Genomic DNA, 16,241 nt, shown 5'->3' on the forward strand with positions numbered 1-16,241 from the left:
CAGCGCCCGGCAAAAGATTTATTGGATGCCACCGCCGAGCGATTGCCAGAGGGTCACGCGGTTGGTGAAGTCCGTCTGTTGCAGGGCGATCAGCGACGTCTGCGCCGACCACAGAGACCGCTGCGCGGTCAGTACCGTCAGATAATCCCCCGCACCCGCCTGATAGCTGCGCGTCGCCACATCCAGCGTTTTCTGCTCCGCCGCGACGTATTCCCGCTGGGCGTCCAGCTGCTCGCTGAGCGTTTCCCGCCGCGCAAGCGCGTCGGCAACGTCTTTGAACGCGCTCTGAATGGTCTTTTCGTAGGTGGCGATCAGCCCCTTTTTCTCCGCTTCGGCATACCGCAGCTGCGCCAGATTGCTCCCGCCGCTGAACAGCGGCAGGGTGATCGACGGTGCGAACGACCACACTTTGAGGCCGTGGCTGAACAGAGATGACAATGAATCGCTGCCAACCCCGGCGCTGGCGGTCAGGGAAATGGTCGGGAAGAAATTCGCACGCGCCGCGCCAATACTGGCGTTGGCGCTCAGCAGATTGTGCTCAGCTTCCTGAATATCCGGGCGGCGCAGCAGCGCGCTGGAGCTGACACCCGCCGGGATCAAGGTGATGGCGTTGTCGCTCAGACTCTCCAGCGTGCCCGGCAGCAGCGCGTCTGGCACCGTATCGCCCGCCAGCAGATTAAGGGCGTTTTTATCCTGCGCGACCAGCGTCTGGTAACTCGCCACGCTGGCGCGCGCCTGCTGATACACCGCCATCGCTTCGCTGGTATCCGTCGCCGCCGCTACGCCCACTTCCTGCTGGCGTTTCACGATTTTCAGCGAATTGGCTGCGCTTTCCATGGTGGATTTCGCCAGCGCCAGATTGCTGTTATCCGCCGCCAGCGTCAGCCATGCGGTGGTCAGCTCGCTAATCATCGTCAGGCGCGTATTTTGCGCCGTGAATTCGCTGGCGAGCCAGGTTTCCCGCGCGGCGCGGGAGAGGCTCTGGTTGCGGCCAAACAGGTCCAGCTCAAAGCTCGACACCGCGCCGTTGGCTTCGTCGCTGGTGGTGACGCCACCGGCCAGCGTCCGGCTGCGGGTATGGCTCAGCTCAGCATCGACCGTCGGGAACAGGGACGAACGCGTTTCGCCATACTGGGCGCGGGCGGCGTCGATATCGGCAATCGCTTTTTGCACGTCGCGGTTGCTGTTAAGCGCCATCGTCACCACGCTTTTTAACCGCGCATCGTTCACCACCTGCTGCCACTGGCTGACGACCGCGCTGGCCTCGCCGTGGCTGCCCGGCAGCGTTGCCGGGACGGGCGCATCCGGGCGCTGATAGGTCGGGTCCAGCGAGACACAGCCCGCGCTCATCAGCGCCAACACTAAAACAGAAACACGAAACATGATTACCTCCGGTTTACGTGCTTACCGGAGAACAGACGCTTCACCAGTACAAAGAATAACGGGACAAAGAAAATCGCCAGCAGCGTTGCCGCAAGCGTTCCGCCGATGATGCCGGTGCCGATTGCCACACGGCTGTTGGCGCCCGCGCCGGTCGCGACCGCCAGCGGCGTGACCCCTGCGATAAACGCCAGCGAGGTCATGATGATTGGGCGCAGACGGGTCTGGGCGGCGCGCAGGGCGGCGCGCGTCAGGGAGTACCCTTCCGCCACTTTGGCTTCGGCAAACTCGACAATCAGAATGGCGTTTTTCGACGACAGGCCGATGGTGGTCAGCAGCGCCACCTGGAAGTAAACGTCGTTGTTCAGACCGCGCATCGTCGCGGCCAGCGCCGCACCGAGCACGCCGAGCGGAATGACCATGATCACCGAGATCGGCACCGACCAGCTCTCGTACAGCGCCGCCAGGCAAAGGAACACCACCAGAATCGACAGGGCGTAAAGGCTCATCGCCTGGCCGCTGGCCAGTTTTTCCTGCAACGACAGGCCGCTCCACGCCCAGGTGGTGCCAGCGGGCAGTTTGTTTGCCAGTTGTTCCATGGTGGTCATCGCGCTGCCAGAGCTGGAGCCGCTGGCGTTCTCACCCTGAATTTCATACGCCGCAGAGCCGTTGTAGCGCACCAGGCTTTCCGGGCCGTATTCCCAGCGGGTGGTGGCGAAGGCGGAGAACGGCGTCATGCTGTCATCGCTGCCGCGCACGTACCATTTGTTGAGATCCGACGGCGCGGCGCGGTAATCGCTATCGCCCTGGATGTAGACCTTTTTGACGCGGCCACGGTCGATAAAATCGTTCACGTAAGTTCCGCCCCAGGCGCTGGAGAGGGTGCTGGTGACATCGCTCAACGCGAGGCCAAGGGAAACGGCTTTGTTGTTGTCGATATCGACCTGCAGCTGCGGCATCTGTGGCAGATCGTTGGCGCGCACCGCCTGCAGCGAGGCGTTTTTATTCGCCTCACCAATCAGCTGATTACGAAACGCCAGCAAGGTATCGCGATCCGTATTGCCCGTCGCCATCAGCTCAAAGGTAAAGCCGTTACTCTGGCCGAGACCGTCCACGGACGGCGGCGTCATGGCGAACACGGTGGCATCACGAATGCCGCCCAGCTCTTTGCTGGCGCGCAGGGCAATCGCCTGTGCGGTGTTTTCGCTGCCCTTACGTTCGGACCAGTTTTTCAGCGACACAAACGCCATCCCGGCGTTCTGACCGCTGCCGCTAAAGCTAAAGCCCTCAACGGTGAAAATCACATTGGTGTTGTCTTTCTCTTTGCTGAGGAACCAGTCGGTGACCTTGCGGCTCACTTCGGCGGTGCGCACGGCGGTCGCGCCTGCGGGGAGGGTGTACTGCACCATGATTTCGCCCTGATCTTCCGTCGGCAGGAAGCTGCCTGGCAGTTTCCACATGGTCAGGGCCATCGCCCCGCACAGGACGGCGAAAATCGCCATCATGCTGCCGGAGCGGCGTAACACGCGCAGGACACGGTGCTGATAGCCACTTTCTGTTCTGCTGTAAAAGCGGTTAAAGGCACCAAAAAAGCCTTTCTTGTGCGGCGGTGTGTGGCTGAGAACCGTGCCGCACAGGGCTGGGGTGAGCGTAAGCGCCACCACCACCGAGAGGATCATCGCCGAGATAATGGTCACGGAGAACTGACGGTAAATCACCCCCGTTGAGCCGCCAAAGAACGCCATCGGCAGGAACACCGCCGAGAGCACGAGGGCAATCGCCACCAGTGCGCCTGAGATTTCACCCATCGATTTTTCGGTCGCTTCGCGGGCGGGCAGGCCCTCGTCACGCATAATGCGCTCGACGTTTTCCACCACCACGATGGCGTCATCCACCAGCAGGCCAATCGCCAGTACCATCGCGAACAGGGTCAATGTGTTGATGGAGTAGCCGAACAGCGCCAGCACGCCAAAGGTGCCGAGTAGCACCACCGGTACCGCCAGCGCCGGGATCAGCGTGGCACGGACGTTTTGCAGGAACAGATACATCACCACCACCACCAGCACGATGGCTTCGAACAGCGTCTGAATCACATCCTCAACGGAGATTTTGATGAACTCGGTGCTGTCTTTCGGGTAGGCGACGTCATAGCCTTCCGGCATCGCGCGTTTGAACTCGGCGATTTTTTCTTTCACTGCGGTCGCGGTACTCAGGGCGTTAGCCCCAGGCGAGAGCATCACCGCCACGCCAGCCGCCGGGTGGCCGTTCAGCTTCGCAGTAGCGGTGTAATCTTCGCTGCCCATCTCAACGCGGGCGACGTCGCCGATGCGCACCACCGAGCCGTTGGACTGGCTCTTGATGATGATATTTTTGAACTGATCGACGGTTTGCAGGCGCGACTGGGCGCGCACGGTGGCCGTCAGCTGCTGTGCATTCGACGACGGCAGCGCGCCAATTTTCCCGGCAGAGACCTGCACGTTCTGCGCTTCAATCGCCGTTTGCACGTCGGACGGCATCAGCGCGTACGAGGCCAGCTTCGCCGGATCGAGCCAGATGCGCATCGCGTACTCCGCGCCAAACACCTGCAAACTGCCCACGCCTTCCACGCGCGCCAGCGGGTCCTGCACGTTACTCACCAGCCAGTCGGCAATATCTGAACTGCTGGCTTTGTCGGTTTTGTCGTACACGCCCATGATCAGCAGGAAGTTGCTCTGGGATTTCACTACCGTGATGCCCGACTGCTGCACTTCGCTCGGCAGGCGCGATTCGGCCTGCTGAACTTTGTTTTGCACCTGCACCTGCGCGGTATCCGGGTCGGTACCCTGTTCAAAGGTCACGTTGATGCTTACGGAGCCGTCGGAGCTGCTGGTGGAGGTGAAATAGAGCAGGTTATCCAGGCCCGTCAGCTGCTGCTCAATCACCTGGGTGACGCTGTTTTCCAGGGTCTGGGCGGAGGCCCCCGTGTAGGTGGCGGAGATTTTCACCGACGGCGGCGCAACGTCCGGGTACTGCGCGACCGGCAGGGTGCGGATCGCCAGCATCCCGGCGAGCATAATCAGAATGGCGATCACCCACGCAAACACCGGGCGACGCACGAAGAAACGGGAGAACATCAGGCGTCTCCTCCGGCGGTTTTGATCTCTTCGGCTTTCACTTCCTGCCCGGAGGCCACTTTTCCGGTGCCTTCTACGATCAGCTTATCGCCCGCCTTCAGCCCGCTCAGCACCAGCCATTTGTCGCCGTAGGTTTCCCCTGTTTGCAGCGTGCGCTGTTCGACTTTGTTGCTGCCGTTCACAACCAGCGCGGTGGCGTTGCCTTTGGCGTCGCGGGTAATGCCCTGCTGCGGTGCCAGAATCGCGTCATCCATGATGCCCTCGTCCACGTTGGCGCGAACGAACATGCCCGGCAGAAGCTGATGCTTCGGATTGGGGAAAATCGCCCGCAGGGTGACGGAGCCGGTGGATTCATCAACGGCCACTTCCGTCAGGGCCAGACGGCCCTTTTCGCTGTAAGTGCTGCCGTCTTCGAGGATCAGCGAAACGCTCAGGGTATCGCTGTTGGTGGACAGCGTTTGCTTGCGTAATCGCAGCAGATCGGCGCTGGAGCGGGTGAGATCGACGTACATGCTGTCCAGCCCGCGAATGGTCGCCAGAGCCGTTTCCTGCTGGGCGGTCACCAGTGCGCCCGGCGTGACGGACGAAATACCGATGCGCCCGCTAATCGGCGCGGTGACGGTGGTCCAGTTCAGGCTGATGCGCGCGCTCTCCAGCGCGGCTTTTTTAGATTCGACGCTGGCCTTGTCCTGCGCACAGGTGGCCTGTGCATCTTCTGCATCCTGGCGCGAAACGCCATCGTCCTTCACCAGCTGCGCATAGCGCCTGGCTTTCTGGCAGTCGGCCTGCACCAGCGACTGGGCCTGTTTCAGCGCGGCGGCGGCTTCGTCGTAGCTCGCCCTGAAACTGGCCGGGTCGATCTGATACAGGGCCTGCCCGGCTTTCACCGTATCGCCTTCATTAAACAGCCGCTTCTGGATGATGCCGCCCACCTGCGGGCGCACCTCCGCGCTAAGGGCGGCGCTGGTCCGCCCGGTAAGCTCACTGACCACCGGGACGGGCTGGCTCATGAGGGTGACAATCCCCACTTGCGGGAGTGCGCCTTCTGGCGCGGATATTTGTGCATTATCGCAACCGGTCAGGAGAAATAATGCCGCGATGGCGGTTGTTAGGGTTTTCATACTTTTTTCCAGGGTGAACGACGCCTGTCCCGTTAATGGCTTAACGAGATTAGGAGGTTTTAAGGCAAAGCGATGCCGCATCTCCGCGATTCGCGGAAATGAAAAAACGGGAAATAGCTATTTCCCGGTGATGAGTTCAGGTTTAATTAATTCACAATGAGAAGCATATTGAGTATTTCCCGATAAATTTTTTCTAATTCTTCTGCTGATACTTTTTGTGGGGTTAATCGACGATAGATGGAGCCTTCCATCATCACAGCGATAATTTCCACGCAGCAGCGAATGCGCTCGTCGCTCAGGTGCGGGCACTGTTTTTTCAGGTGCTCGCAGGCGTTGGCAAACATGCGCGCATCGGCTTCCACCAGCATCGCCGCAACCAGCGGATTGCGGGTCGCTTCGGCAGACATTTCCAGCATCAGCGCATCGTCGTCTTCGCTCAGAGTCTGGCGCCAGGCAAGGATCTGCGGCATGCGGTCGGTCTGGGTTTTGCCTTCCATCTCGGCGATGCGGTAGTCGATAATGCGGCGGATCATCTCTTCGATAATGGCATCTTTATTGCTGAAATAACGGTAGATCTGCCCGACGCTCAGCTTCGCCTCGCTGGCGATTTGCGACATGCTGGCACCGTGAAAGCCGCTCGCGCGAAAGCAGCGCCGCGCCGCGGTGATGATCTCGTCTTGCCGTAGTTTCTGCCGTTCTTCAAGCGTTGTGCTCATCGTTTCCCCGCCGCGCTGAGAGTGAGAATGATCGTTCTCATTTTTGGTTATTATACGTTTCAGGAGGGTACAGGAAAGCGATTTTTTTATTTTCATATTGAAAGAATATTTCTACTGCGAAATAAAGGAGAGAATAAGGAGTTTTTATGAAGATAAAGGTGTGCGATATTCAGATTGCGCTGAAAATAAGGAGAACCACATGCACTTGAGCCTTACGGATACCATTACTGAAGCCGATAAAGAAGAACTCCTGAATGGATTACGATCGTATAACCGGCAGTATATCGATTTTTCTGCGGTCGGTGGCGATATCGCCGTTTATGCGCGCGACGACAGTGGCGTGATGACGGGCGGATTGATCGGCAATCGCAAAGGCGAATGGCTGAATATTCAGTACCTGTGGGTGAGCAATGATGCGCGCGGTAGCGGGCTGGGGAGTCAGCTGATGAATGCCGCCGAAGAAGAAGCCCGCCGCCAGGGCTGCCGCCATGCGCTGGTGGATACGTTCAGCTTTCAGGCGCGTCCGTTTTATGAAAAGCAGGGGTACACACTGCAGATGACGCTGAAGGATTTCCCTTATCAGGGCATGCAGCGGCACTATCTGGCGAAAGATCTGTAACGGCGGATGCCCGGTGGCGCGGTGTGACCGGGCCTGACTTTCAGAGAGTACCGATATATAACTTTTCCTTCTGTTTGATTCTTTTTCGGTTTTTAGCGTACCGCTTCGTTGTCGATATAGTCGTTTAAACGTTTATCAAAAGGATCTGTCTCGTGAAACTCTCTTTACCTCGATGTGGTGCATTACTTCTGGCGGGCGTTCTGCTTGCGGGCTGTGATCAAAGCGGCAGCGATGCCAAACATATTAAAGTCGGCGTGATTAACGGCGCAGAGCAGGATGTGGCGGAAGTCGCCAAAAAAGTGGCGAAAGAGAAGTACGGGCTGGATGTGGAGCTGGTCGGTTTCAGCGGCTCGCTGCTGCCCAACGATGCGACGAACCACGGCGAACTGGATGCGAACGTCTTCCAGCATCGCCCATTCCTGGCGGAAGATAACAAAGCTCACAACTATAAGCTGGTCGCGGTGGCAAATACGTTTGTCTTCCCGATGGCAGGCTACTCGCGCAAAATCAAATCGGTTTCGGAACTGAAGGATGGCGCGACCGTTGCGATTCCAAACGATCCCACCAACCTTGGCCGCGCGCTGTTGCTGCTGCAAAAAGAGAAGCTGATTACGCTTAAACCCGACGTCGGCCTGCTGCCAACGGCTCTTGATATTACCGCTAACCCGAAAAAGCTGAACATCATGGAGCTGGAAGGCGCGCAGCTGCCGCGCGTGCTTGACGACCCAAAAGTGGATGTGGCGATCATCAGCACCACTTACCTCCAGCAAACCGGGCTGTCGCCGGTACATGACGGCGTGTTTATCGAAGATAAAAACTCGCCTTACGTGAATATTGTGGTAACCCGCGAAGAGAATAAAGACGCGGAAAACGTGAAGGAATTTATTCAGTCGTACCAGTCGCCAGAAGTGGCGAAAGCGGCAGAAAAAATCTTTAACGGCGGCGCGGTTCCAGGCTGGTGATCTCAAGAAGGCCATTAAAGCGATTAATGGCCGTCTTGCATGCTCTAAGCCTTAGTGAGGTTTGGCGTCTAAAGCGGGGGCGTGTAAGGACCCTTAAGGCTAAAGGTCTCGCATTGTTAAATTAAGTCATCGCCAGCCGCTCCATCCTTGTCTCCCCGTCGACCATCGACAGTTGATACAGCGAAAACGAGCGGTGTTTTTCGATTAAATTGGCCAGTTCCGGTGAGTGGCTGGTCAGCCAGATTTGCGAGTAGTGGCTCGCTTCGGCGATCAGGCTGGCAAGGGCGGGCAGCATCTGCGGGTGCAGGCTGTTTTCCGGTTCGTTGAGGGCAATAAACGCGGGTGGTCGCGGGCTGAGCAGTGCGACGGCCAGGCACAGGAATCGCAGCGTGCCGTCCGAGAATTCTGCCGGTTCCAGCGGGCGGCTTAACCCTTCGCGCTGCATCATCATGCGAAAACGTCCCCCGCTGTTATCGCTGTAAAATACGCAGCCGGGGAAGGCCTGGTCGAGGATCCGCATCAATAGCAGCTCGTCGCCAATCTCCACAATCGTCTGGAACGCTGCCGCGAGGTTTGCCCCGTCGCTGGCTAAGACCGGCGACCGAAAACCCACCTGCGGGGCGCGCATCGCCGAGCCAGACGAGACGGAAAATTCGTGGTAAAAGCGCCAGTTGCGCAGGGATTCGCGCATCTGCGACACCTCAGGATATAGATGCGGTTCGCCCAGCTGGCCGAACACCGATTCGTTCTCATACAGCGTGCCGCTGTGGGTCACTTTCTCGTGGTGAATGTTGTTCAGAAATACGGTCTGGTTTTTACGCTGCATCAGCCGCGACGATGGGCGGCGATGGTGATCGCTCAGCCAGAGGGTCTCTTCTTTGATCACCGGGTCGAGCTGGAACTGTGAAGGATAGGGCAGCTTCTCGACAAACCCCACCTGTAGCTCGTACTCGTAGATTTCGGTTTCCACCGCCAGATTGACGCGGCGCAGCTGATCGCTTCGCGTTTTCCCGGCCCAGAACACCTTTAAAATCCCGCCTTCGTTCGCCAGAGCCTGCGAAAACTGGCCCTGTGCCGCGCTGTGCATCAGATGGATCGCCTTGTAAATATTCGATTTACCGGTGCCGTTCGGCCCAAAAACGATATTGAGCTGTTCCAGCCCGAGCGAGAGCTGGCGAATCGAGCGGTAGTTTTCAATGTGCAGGGCGCGGATCATCGTGGTTACCTGAGTGATGCAAAACGGGGTCAACCCACTCATTCTACCAGCCAATAACCCATGCCGCGGGCCAAAAAAAAGACGACAGTGAGGTTTGTCGTCTAAAACGGGGTGCGTGTAAGGACCCTTTGGGCTAAAGGTCTCTCGTTGTTAAATCAAGCGATCGCCAGCCGCAGGCCTAAGTCTTGCGGGTACGGGTCGAAGTAGTTTTGCGTCAGGAGATAGCGGTCCGGGTGCTCAGCCAGATAATGTTTCAACAGCGTGAGCGGGGCGAGGATCGGCAGCTGTCCGGCGCGGTAGTTGAGGATAACTTCACGCAACTCCACGCGCTGGCGGGTGTTGAGCTGTTTACGGAAATAGCCCTGAATGTGCATCAGCACGTTGGTGTGGTTTTTGCGCGACGCGGGCTGTTTCAAAATCGCCATCAGTTTCTCGCGATAGACCGCAAAAAAGGCCTCCAAATCGTCCCATTCGTGAAGCGACGCCACAAAAGGCCCGATCTCGCGATAACCGGCCTGATTATGCGCCAGCAGTTGCAGCTTGTAGCGGCTGTGAAAGGCCAGCAGTGCGCCGCGCGTCAGACCGCTGGCGCGGAGCATGTTCAGCTCGTGCAGGGCAAATACCCGCGCGATAAAGTTCTCCCGCAGTACCGGATCGTGCAACCGCCCGTCTTCCTCCACCGGCAGCCACGGATATTTTTCCTGCATCGCGGCGGTGAAGAGGCCGTTTCCCTCTTTCTGGCCAGGATTACCCGCTTCGTCGTAGATGCGCACGCGCTCCATGCCGCAGCTTGGCGATTTGGCGCAGACGATGAAGCCGGCGTAATCGGCAATACCCGGCAAATAGTGCCCGGCAAACTCGGCCATTTTGTGCGTGATATCTTCATTGGGGGCCTGGGTAAAGCGCATGTGCATCTCACCGTCGGGCGTTTTGACCAGTCGCAGCGCCGGGCGAGGGACGGGCAAGCCCACCGCCATTTCCGGGCATACGGGTTTAAACGTCACCCATTGCGCCAGCGCGTCCATTAAAAAACTCATGCGTTTATGTCCGCCATCGAACCGTACGGCTGAGCCGGTCAGACATCCGCTGATACCGAGAATGGGTTTATTGTTCATGGTGTTGTCCCCTTACTGCTCGTTGCGGGTGAAGAAAATCGTCACCGTTCCGACGTTAAAGCCAAACTTCGTCATCGCGGTTTTATTGAAGAGGTGTTTGCCGTCCTGCAAATACATCCAGTCGTCGAAGTGCAGCAGCCAGGTTTTGCCGTCGGCTTTGACGTTCATGCTATAGCGCCAGTTGAAGGCGTTTCCCGCCGCCTGGCCGGTCGCCACGCCCTCAATATCCCCCGCACGGCCTTCAAAGCGATCGGCGCTGACGCGCCGGATATGCCATACGCGCTGCTGTTTTTCGCCATCGTCATACACAAACTGCTCGCTGAGCGTCAGCGTATCGCCGCTGACCTCGCCCTTGAGATTGACGTGGAAGCGGCGAATTTGCTTCCCGCTGCGATCCTGCACCATCCCCCAGGCTTCGGTCTGGCCCTGAAAATAGTGGAAGATATCGAGCCGCGGCTGCTGATCGCGGTAATCGTTAATGTCGGCGCTACAGCCGGCCAGCAGCGTCATCAGCACCAGGCCGAGAGTCAGAAAACGTTTCATGGTTTACCTCCGAGCAACTGCAGTCGTAGTTCGGGATATTGCGTACGAGGACCGAGCCAGATTGCCAGAAAGCGCTCGCTGAAGGTCGCCGATTGCGGTGGGCCGAGCGGTGTGAACGCCGAACGGTCGGTCGGGGCGCGATACCAGAATTGCCCCTGCCCGTTATTCACGACAAACGCCAGCTGGCTTCCCTGATTCACATCAGGCCACAGCGCCTGCAGCCTGCGCAGCCATTCGGCGCTGTTGGGTTCACTGTCCAGAATGCCCTGCGCCTGCCACTGCTCGCGGGTAGCGTCGACCAGTTCGTCACGGCTGATACTGCGCTGATAGGTAATCAGCAGCGCCTGATCCTGTTGCAGGCCGGTGTAACGCCCATCCGGGGTGCTCAACTGGGAGCGATAAACGTCAAACGGGCCCCAGGTGAGGGTCGCCTCGCCCACTTTGCGCCAGGTGAGCCAGTCGGCGGCGTGCGCCGCAGGCAGCGCGGCAGCCAGCCAGAGCAGAAGCAGCAAAGCGGATCTCATCGTTGCCTCCCCACCAGCAGATGGAAAAAGAGAATCAGTACCAGCCAGCCCATCGCCATCCAGCTCAGGACGATGAATGCCGGTGCCTGAAAGGTGATCGCGCCCAGCCGCTCGCCGAGAAAATAGGCCACCGGACCGCCAGCGGTGCCCATCAGAACCAGCAGCCAGCGCGGCAGCGCGGTGGTCGTCGTGAGCTGGGTCCAGACGCAGGCGAACATCAGCCAAAGTGCCATCATCCAGAGAGGCAAAATCCCTTCGCCGTTGAAGCGCAGCAGACCGGTCAGCGACCAGAGGGTGTCCAGGGAACTCCCGGCGACCGCCAGCATAAGGGCGAAGAGTCGCTGGATCGGTTTCAGCATCAGGCAGGCCAGCAGCGCCAGCGCGAGCCACACCATCACTCCCCGCTCACGAAACATCACCACCAGCGTCCAGTAGAGATCGAACGCGATGGCGAGCACGAAGACCTGCACATGGCGGTTCATACGCGCTCTGCCGTCAGTTGCACCACGCTGATGGTGCGGGCGTTGAACCCGGCTTCGCAGTAGCCCAGGTAGTAGAGCCACATGCGGCGAAAACGCTCGTCAAAGCCGAGTTTTTCAATATCCTGCCAGGCATGGATAAAGCGTGTGCGCCAGTGAGCCAGCGTGCGCGCATAGTCCGGTCCCATATCAAACAGATTGCGCACCACGAAATCGGTATGGCGGGTCATCAGATCGCTCATCGCCGTAATGCTTGGCAAAAAGCCGCCGGGGAAGATATAGCGCTGAATAAAATCGACGCTTTTGCTGTAGGCGCGGTAGCGCTGGTCCTGAATGGTGATCGCCTGAATCGCCATTTTGCCACCGGGGCGCAGGCGCGCCTGACAGGTGCGGAAAAATTCCGGTAAGAAGCGTTTGCCGACCGCCTCGATCATCTCTACCGACACCAGTTTGTCGAACTCCCCGGTGAGATCGCGATAATCGCACAGCAGAACCTGAACCCGATCCTGCAGCCCGGCGCGGGCAATTCTGGCCTGTGCCCAGCTAAACTGCTCAAACGACAGTGTGGTGGTGGTCACCCGGCAGCCATAGTGACGGGCAGCAAATTCCGCCATCGCGCCCCAGCCGGTGCCGATTTCCAGCAGATGATCGGCAGGCGTCAGCGCCAGCTGGTCACACAGTCGCGCCATTTTTGCCTTCTGCGCGGCCGTGAGATCCTGATCCGGCGAGGTAAACAGGGCGCTGGAATAGAGCAGCTCTTCGTCGAGAAACTGGGCATAAAAGGTGTTCCCCAGATCGTAATGGGCGGCAATATTTTCCCGCGCCTGCTGGCGATGGTTGCGGCGCATCCAGTGGCGTAGCCGTTCGACGGGCTTGCCCAGCAGTCGGAAACCGCTCTCCAGCCGCCCGAGCGTTTTACCGTTAAGGGCGAGGATGTGCAGCAGCGTGGTGAGCTGATGCGTCTCCCACTCGCCGTCCATCCAGGCTTCGGCGGCGGCCAGACTTCCGCCCGTCAGCAGTCGCCGGTAAACGGAGGAGGAGAGAACCTCCACGTCGGCATGCAGGGCCGCACTGGCGTCGCCAAAATGGAACGTCTGGTTGCCTTCGCGTACGGTCAGCGAACCCTGTTGTAAGTCCCCCAGCAGGCGGAACAGCAGCCAGCGCGCCATGCGCGCGTTGCGCGGATAGTCTGGCTCAAGCGCATAAACGGGATCGGTCATGAGCGTTCACTCCTGCTGGTGGGATGGGGATGGATGGGTACGCGTTTGAGCCACAGCCGCAGCGCCTGCCAGTAAATGGCGAGGACGGTTTTGAGCGTCATGAGCGGAATGCGCCACAGCAGCGAACTCAGCGCCGCGCGTGTCAGAGGCTGACGAGTGAGCATCAGCGTGGCATCAAACACTTTGGCTTCCTGATGGTTCTCAATGTGCATAAATAAGGTTTTCGCCGGGCGATTGAAGCGCCAGTGGTACACCATATCCATTGGATTAAACGGCGAAACGTGGAAGGCTTTCGCCATTGGGCGCGTTTCCTGCCCGTTCACCGCGTAGTAATGCCGCTCGTTCCACGGCGTGTTACGCACTTCCGCGAGCACCCAGCGCAGGACGTCCTGCTGGTCAAAGCAGTAATAAAAATTGACCGGATTAAAATGAATACCGAAATAGCGCAGCTGGGTGAGCAGCATCACCCGGCCATCGGTGCGCTCACCGGTCAGCGTCTCCAGCCTGGTGAGCACCTGCTCTTTGAGTGGCTCACCCAGCGGATAATCGCGATCGTAAAACGACGCGGCGGCAAAGCGGTTACGGCGAATGCCCAGCGATGGCAGGCGCGCCAGTTCGTCGAGATCGAGCCATGCCAAAAAAATGCTGTAGCGGAAATGGTGCGTTCGCGGCAGCAGACGGCGGTGACGAAGCACGCCCTGATAGAGGCAACTGTTCATGTTCCCGCCCCTCCCACTCCTGCGATCCCCGTTACCACGTCGAGCGCGCTGCGCACGCCATCCTCGTGAAATCCGTTGTACCAGTAGGCACCGCAGAACCAGCTTCGCTGCTGGCCGTTGATCTCGGCGCGGCGCGTCTGGGCACGCCAGCTTTTTGGGTTGAACTGCGGATGTTCATACACAAAGCGTTGCCAGACGTAACGCTCGTCAATGGGGGCATCCGGATTCAGGGTCACGCAGAACAGCGGCGCGCCCTCTGGCAGCCCCTGTAAAATGTTCATGTTGTAGGTCACGCAGGCGCTGTTTTGTTCCCGATCGTTCAGACGATAGTTCCAGCTTGCCCAGGCTCGTTCACGCACCGGCAGCCAGCGTTTGTCGCTGTGCAGCACTACCTCATTACGCTGCCAGCCGATGTCGCCGAGGATCTGTTTTTCCGCAAGCGAGGGGTTAGCCAGCAGTGCAAGCGCCTGGCGGGAGTGGCAGGCGAAAATGACCTGATCGAAGGTGTGAGTTCCGTCGGCAAGTTCAATGTCAACCTGGTGGGGGTGGCGGATCACCTTCTGCACCGGTGCATCCGTGCGCAGCGTCAGGCGAGTGCCCAGCTGCGTAACGAGTGCGCGGACATATTCGCGCGATCCGCCGGGCACCACGTACCACTGGGGACGATGGGTGATGTCCAGCAGCCCGTGATTCTCAAAAAAGCGTAAAAACAGGGAGAGCGGAAAACGGCGCATCTCCTGCAACGACGAGGACCAGATCGCCGCGCCCATCGGCAGAATGTAGTGCCGGGAGAAGAAAGGGCTGAAGTGGTGCTGTTCCAGGAACGTTTGCAGCGTGTCGTTATTACTGGTGCCCTTAATCAGCGTCTGTTTCGCCAGTTTGTTAAACCGCACGATGGATTTCAGCAGCCGCCAGAAGGTCGGGTTCAGCAGATTGCGCCGCTGGGCAAACAGGCTGGAGAGCGTGTGGCCGTTATATTCCAGCCCGCTGGCCGGGTTATGCACAGAAAAGCTCATCTGCGTTTTTTGCCCGCTAATACCCAGCTCGCCCAGCAGGCCCATAAAGCGGGGATAGGTGCGGTCGTTGTAAACGATGAAACCGGTGTCGATGGAAAAATCTCCCGACGGCGTGGTGACATCGACCGTGGCGGTATGGCCGCCGACGGTGGGGGCCGCTTCGAACAGCGTCACCTGATGGTGCCCGGCCAGCCGCCAGGCGCAGGTCAGCCCGGCGATCCCGCTGCCGATAATGGCGATGTTCATGAGCGCACCATCCTGCGCAGCAGCGCGTTCTGCACAAACGGCGGCAGGGACGCCAGCAGCCGCAGGAACACACCAAACCCGGCAGGAAACGCGATGTGCGTTTTGCCTTTCGCCACGCCACGGCGGATGGCGGCAACGGCCTGCTCTACGCTGACTTTGCCGGGCATCGGGAAATCATTTTTACGGGTGAGGGGCGTGTCGACAAAGCCTGGGGAGACGACCGTAACGGCCACGCCTTTAGGCTCCCAGTCCAGACGCAGGCTGTTGGCAAACCACGTCAGCGCTGCTTTGGATGCGCCGTACGCCTCGGCGCGCGGGAAGTGCAGCCAGTGCGCCATGGAGCTGACCAGCACCACGCGACTACCGGGCGCGAGTTGATCCTGAAGCGCGGCCAGGCAGTTCACCGGGCCGAGAAAATTGGTGCGCATGACCCGCGAGACGCGATCGATGTCGATCGACCCTTGATCGAGATATTCGCAGGTTCCGGCGCACAAAACGGCGAGATCCACGGGGCAATCGGCCAACGCGTCGCGACAGGCCTGTGCGTCGGTCATGTCAAACTGACGCAGGGAGATTAGCGGGCTGTACTGGCGCAGGGCCTCAAGGCGGGCAGCATCCCTGCCGCAGGCGATGACGCGGCAGCCGTCATCCGCCCAGGACTTCGCCAGCCCCTCGCCAATCCCTGAGCTTGCGCCGGTGATGAGGACAGTCATCATGGGCGCACCCTCCTTTTCACACCGCGAACCGCCCAGCCCAGCACCGGCAGGTGTTCGTAAATCATCTCTCCGGCATCGTAATAGTCCCGCTGGCGTTTCACTGTGCCGTCCTGCACGTCCACCACGGAACAGCCTGGCAGAGCCAGCGTGTTGCCCTCCGTTAAACGGGGATGCGACCAGTGCATGGTCCAGGTGAGCGCGAAACGGTCACCGTCGGTAAATGGCTTATCGATGGAGAAATGACACTGGTCCACATTGGCCAGCAGATGGGTGAAGTAACGCTGGATCGCGAACAAGCCCTGATGCTCACCGAAAGGATCAATCAGCACGGCTTCAGGATGATAGAGCGCAGGCAGCGCCGAGGGCGGCTGGTTGTCCAGCTCGGCGTAGTAACTCACGAACCGATCGATGACGGTATGCACGGCGCTCATTGACTCACCTTTGCGGTTGACGATCCTGAAAAAACCCAATAATTAAAACTTACACAAACAATGATATTTGTCCAAGTTTGATTTGGATTATTTTTAATTAGTGAT

At 59.1% G+C, this 16,241-nt stretch carries 16 protein-coding genes; 2 read left to right on the forward strand and 14 right to left on the reverse strand.

The window, feature by feature from the left end; genetic code table 11:
* Window positions 1-18: 18 nt before the first annotated feature.
* The 4 genes from ACB496_RS00235 to ACB496_RS00250 form a co-directional block, all read right to left on the reverse strand.
* Window positions 19-1,383 (reverse strand): efflux transporter outer membrane subunit, encoded by a 1,365-nt coding sequence (locus tag ACB496_RS00235; RefSeq protein ID WP_102105104.1) that lies wholly within the window; start codon window positions 1,381-1,383, stop codon window positions 19-21.
* Between the two features lie 2 nt (window positions 1,384-1,385).
* Window positions 1,386-4,493: an efflux RND transporter permease subunit gene (locus ACB496_RS00240; RefSeq protein WP_371973911.1), complete on the reverse strand. Its 3,108-nt coding sequence runs from the start codon at window positions 4,491-4,493 to the stop codon at window positions 1,386-1,388.
* Complete coding sequence (locus tag ACB496_RS00245) at window positions 4,493-5,614, reverse strand: efflux RND transporter periplasmic adaptor subunit (RefSeq protein ID WP_181827081.1); 1,122 nt, start codon at window positions 5,612-5,614, stop codon at window positions 4,493-4,495. Before ACB496_RS00245 ends, ACB496_RS00240 begins: the two co-directional genes overlap by 1 nt.
* A gap of 146 nt (window positions 5,615-5,760) precedes the next feature.
* Window positions 5,761-6,330 carry a TetR/AcrR family transcriptional regulator gene (locus ACB496_RS00250; RefSeq protein WP_102105101.1) on the reverse strand — a complete coding sequence of 190 codons (570 nt, stop codon included), beginning with the start codon at window positions 6,328-6,330 and terminating at the stop codon, window positions 5,761-5,763.
* A 199-nt stretch (window positions 6,331-6,529) separates the two neighbouring features.
* Here ACB496_RS00250 and ACB496_RS00255 point away from each other — a divergent pair, with 199 nt between their 5' ends.
* Together ACB496_RS00255 and nlpA are read left to right on the forward strand one after the other, a co-directional pair.
* A complete protein-coding gene (locus tag ACB496_RS00255; RefSeq protein WP_312069758.1) occupies window positions 6,530-6,949 on the forward strand; it encodes a GNAT family N-acetyltransferase in 420 nt (139 codons plus the stop codon).
* Between the two features lie 152 nt (window positions 6,950-7,101).
* Window positions 7,102-7,911, forward strand: a complete 810-nt coding sequence (gene nlpA / locus ACB496_RS00260; RefSeq protein ID WP_100778235.1) for a lipoprotein NlpA — start codon at window positions 7,102-7,104, stop codon at window positions 7,909-7,911.
* 121 nt (window positions 7,912-8,032) lie between these two features.
* On the opposite strand, the gene ACB496_RS00265 is transcribed toward nlpA, so the two are convergent.
* The 10 genes from ACB496_RS00265 to ACB496_RS00310 all read right to left on the reverse strand — a co-directional run bounded on the left by ACB496_RS00265 (window position 8,033) and on the right by ACB496_RS00310 (window position 16,136).
* Window positions 8,033-9,127, reverse strand: coding sequence for an AAA family ATPase (locus tag ACB496_RS00265; protein WP_371975268.1), 1,095 nt, complete (start codon window positions 9,125-9,127; stop codon window positions 8,033-8,035).
* A gap of 155 nt (window positions 9,128-9,282) precedes the next feature.
* Complete coding sequence (locus tag ACB496_RS00270) at window positions 9,283-10,242, reverse strand: YbgA family protein (protein ID WP_371973914.1); 960 nt, start codon at window positions 10,240-10,242, stop codon at window positions 9,283-9,285.
* A 12-nt stretch (window positions 10,243-10,254) separates the two neighbouring features.
* On the reverse strand, window positions 10,255-10,785 hold the full coding sequence (locus ACB496_RS00275; protein ID WP_371973916.1) for a DUF3833 domain-containing protein: 531 nt from the start codon (window positions 10,783-10,785) through the stop codon (window positions 10,255-10,257).
* A complete protein-coding gene (locus ACB496_RS00280; protein ID WP_371973918.1) occupies window positions 10,782-11,309 on the reverse strand; it encodes a hypothetical protein in 528 nt (175 codons plus the stop codon). Before ACB496_RS00280 ends, ACB496_RS00275 begins: the two co-directional genes overlap by 4 nt.
* Complete coding sequence (locus tag ACB496_RS00285) at window positions 11,306-11,791, reverse strand: DUF2878 domain-containing protein (protein WP_107702554.1); 486 nt, start codon at window positions 11,789-11,791, stop codon at window positions 11,306-11,308. Before ACB496_RS00285 ends, ACB496_RS00280 begins: the two co-directional genes overlap by 4 nt.
* Window positions 11,788-13,008: a class I SAM-dependent methyltransferase gene (locus tag ACB496_RS00290; protein ID WP_371973920.1), complete on the reverse strand. Its 1,221-nt coding sequence runs from the start codon at window positions 13,006-13,008 to the stop codon at window positions 11,788-11,790. Before ACB496_RS00290 ends, ACB496_RS00285 begins: the two co-directional genes overlap by 4 nt.
* Window positions 13,005-13,727, reverse strand: a complete 723-nt coding sequence (locus tag ACB496_RS00295; protein WP_371973922.1) for a DUF1365 domain-containing protein — start codon at window positions 13,725-13,727, stop codon at window positions 13,005-13,007. Before ACB496_RS00295 ends, ACB496_RS00290 begins: the two co-directional genes overlap by 4 nt.
* Window positions 13,724-14,989 (reverse strand): NAD(P)/FAD-dependent oxidoreductase, encoded by a 1,266-nt coding sequence (locus tag ACB496_RS00300; RefSeq protein ID WP_371973924.1) that lies wholly within the window; start codon window positions 14,987-14,989, stop codon window positions 13,724-13,726. The genes ACB496_RS00295 and ACB496_RS00300 overlap by 4 nt, the downstream gene beginning before the upstream one ends.
* On the reverse strand, window positions 14,986-15,705 hold the full coding sequence (locus tag ACB496_RS00305; protein WP_371973926.1) for an SDR family NAD(P)-dependent oxidoreductase: 720 nt from the start codon (window positions 15,703-15,705) through the stop codon (window positions 14,986-14,988). The genes ACB496_RS00300 and ACB496_RS00305 overlap by 4 nt, the downstream gene beginning before the upstream one ends.
* Window positions 15,702-16,136 carry a nuclear transport factor 2 family protein gene (locus ACB496_RS00310; RefSeq protein WP_100778225.1) on the reverse strand — a complete coding sequence of 145 codons (435 nt, stop codon included), beginning with the start codon at window positions 16,134-16,136 and terminating at the stop codon, window positions 15,702-15,704. Before ACB496_RS00310 ends, ACB496_RS00305 begins: the two co-directional genes overlap by 4 nt.
* Between the last annotated feature and the right edge of the window lie 105 nt (window positions 16,137-16,241).

The organism is Lelliottia nimipressuralis (assembly GCF_041464075.1).
GTDB classification, from domain to species: domain Bacteria; phylum Pseudomonadota; class Gammaproteobacteria; order Enterobacterales; family Enterobacteriaceae; genus Enterobacter; species Enterobacter nimipressuralis.

Bases quoted from the DNA above. Each gene is read 5' to 3' on its own strand.
- ACB496_RS00235 (WP_102105104.1), bottom strand. From the start codon at position 1,383: ATGTTTCGTGTTTCTGTTTTAGTGTTGGCGCTGATGAGCGCGGGCTGT.
- ACB496_RS00240 (WP_371973911.1), bottom strand. From the start codon at position 4,493: ATGTTCTCCCGTTTCTTCGTGCGTCGCCCGGTGTTTGCGTGGGTGATC.
- ACB496_RS00245 (WP_181827081.1), bottom strand. From the start codon at position 5,614: ATGAAAACCCTAACAACCGCCATCGCGGCATTATTTCTCCTGACCGGT.
- ACB496_RS00250 (WP_102105101.1), bottom strand. From the start codon at position 6,330: ATGAGCACAACGCTTGAAGAACGGCAGAAACTACGGCAAGACGAGATC.
- ACB496_RS00255 (WP_312069758.1), top strand. From the start codon at position 6,530: ATGCACTTGAGCCTTACGGATACCATTACTGAAGCCGATAAAGAAGAA.
- ACB496_RS00265 (WP_371975268.1), bottom strand. From the start codon at position 9,127: ATGATCCGCGCCCTGCACATTGAAAACTACCGCTCGATTCGCCAGCTC.
- ACB496_RS00270 (WP_371973914.1), bottom strand. From the start codon at position 10,242: ATGAACAATAAACCCATTCTCGGTATCAGCGGATGTCTGACCGGCTCA.
- ACB496_RS00275 (WP_371973916.1), bottom strand. From the start codon at position 10,785: ATGAAACGTTTTCTGACTCTCGGCCTGGTGCTGATGACGCTGCTGGCC.
- ACB496_RS00280 (WP_371973918.1), bottom strand. From the start codon at position 11,309: ATGAGATCCGCTTTGCTGCTTCTGCTCTGGCTGGCTGCCGCGCTGCCT.
- ACB496_RS00285 (WP_107702554.1), bottom strand. From the start codon at position 11,791: ATGAACCGCCATGTGCAGGTCTTCGTGCTCGCCATCGCGTTCGATCTC.
- ACB496_RS00290 (WP_371973920.1), bottom strand. From the start codon at position 13,008: ATGACCGATCCCGTTTATGCGCTTGAGCCAGACTATCCGCGCAACGCG.
- ACB496_RS00295 (WP_371973922.1), bottom strand. From the start codon at position 13,727: ATGAACAGTTGCCTCTATCAGGGCGTGCTTCGTCACCGCCGTCTGCTG.
- ACB496_RS00300 (WP_371973924.1), bottom strand. From the start codon at position 14,989: ATGAACATCGCCATTATCGGCAGCGGGATCGCCGGGCTGACCTGCGCC.
- ACB496_RS00305 (WP_371973926.1), bottom strand. From the start codon at position 15,705: ATGATGACTGTCCTCATCACCGGCGCAAGCTCAGGGATTGGCGAGGGG.
- ACB496_RS00310 (WP_100778225.1), bottom strand. From the start codon at position 16,136: ATGAGCGCCGTGCATACCGTCATCGATCGGTTCGTGAGTTACTACGCC.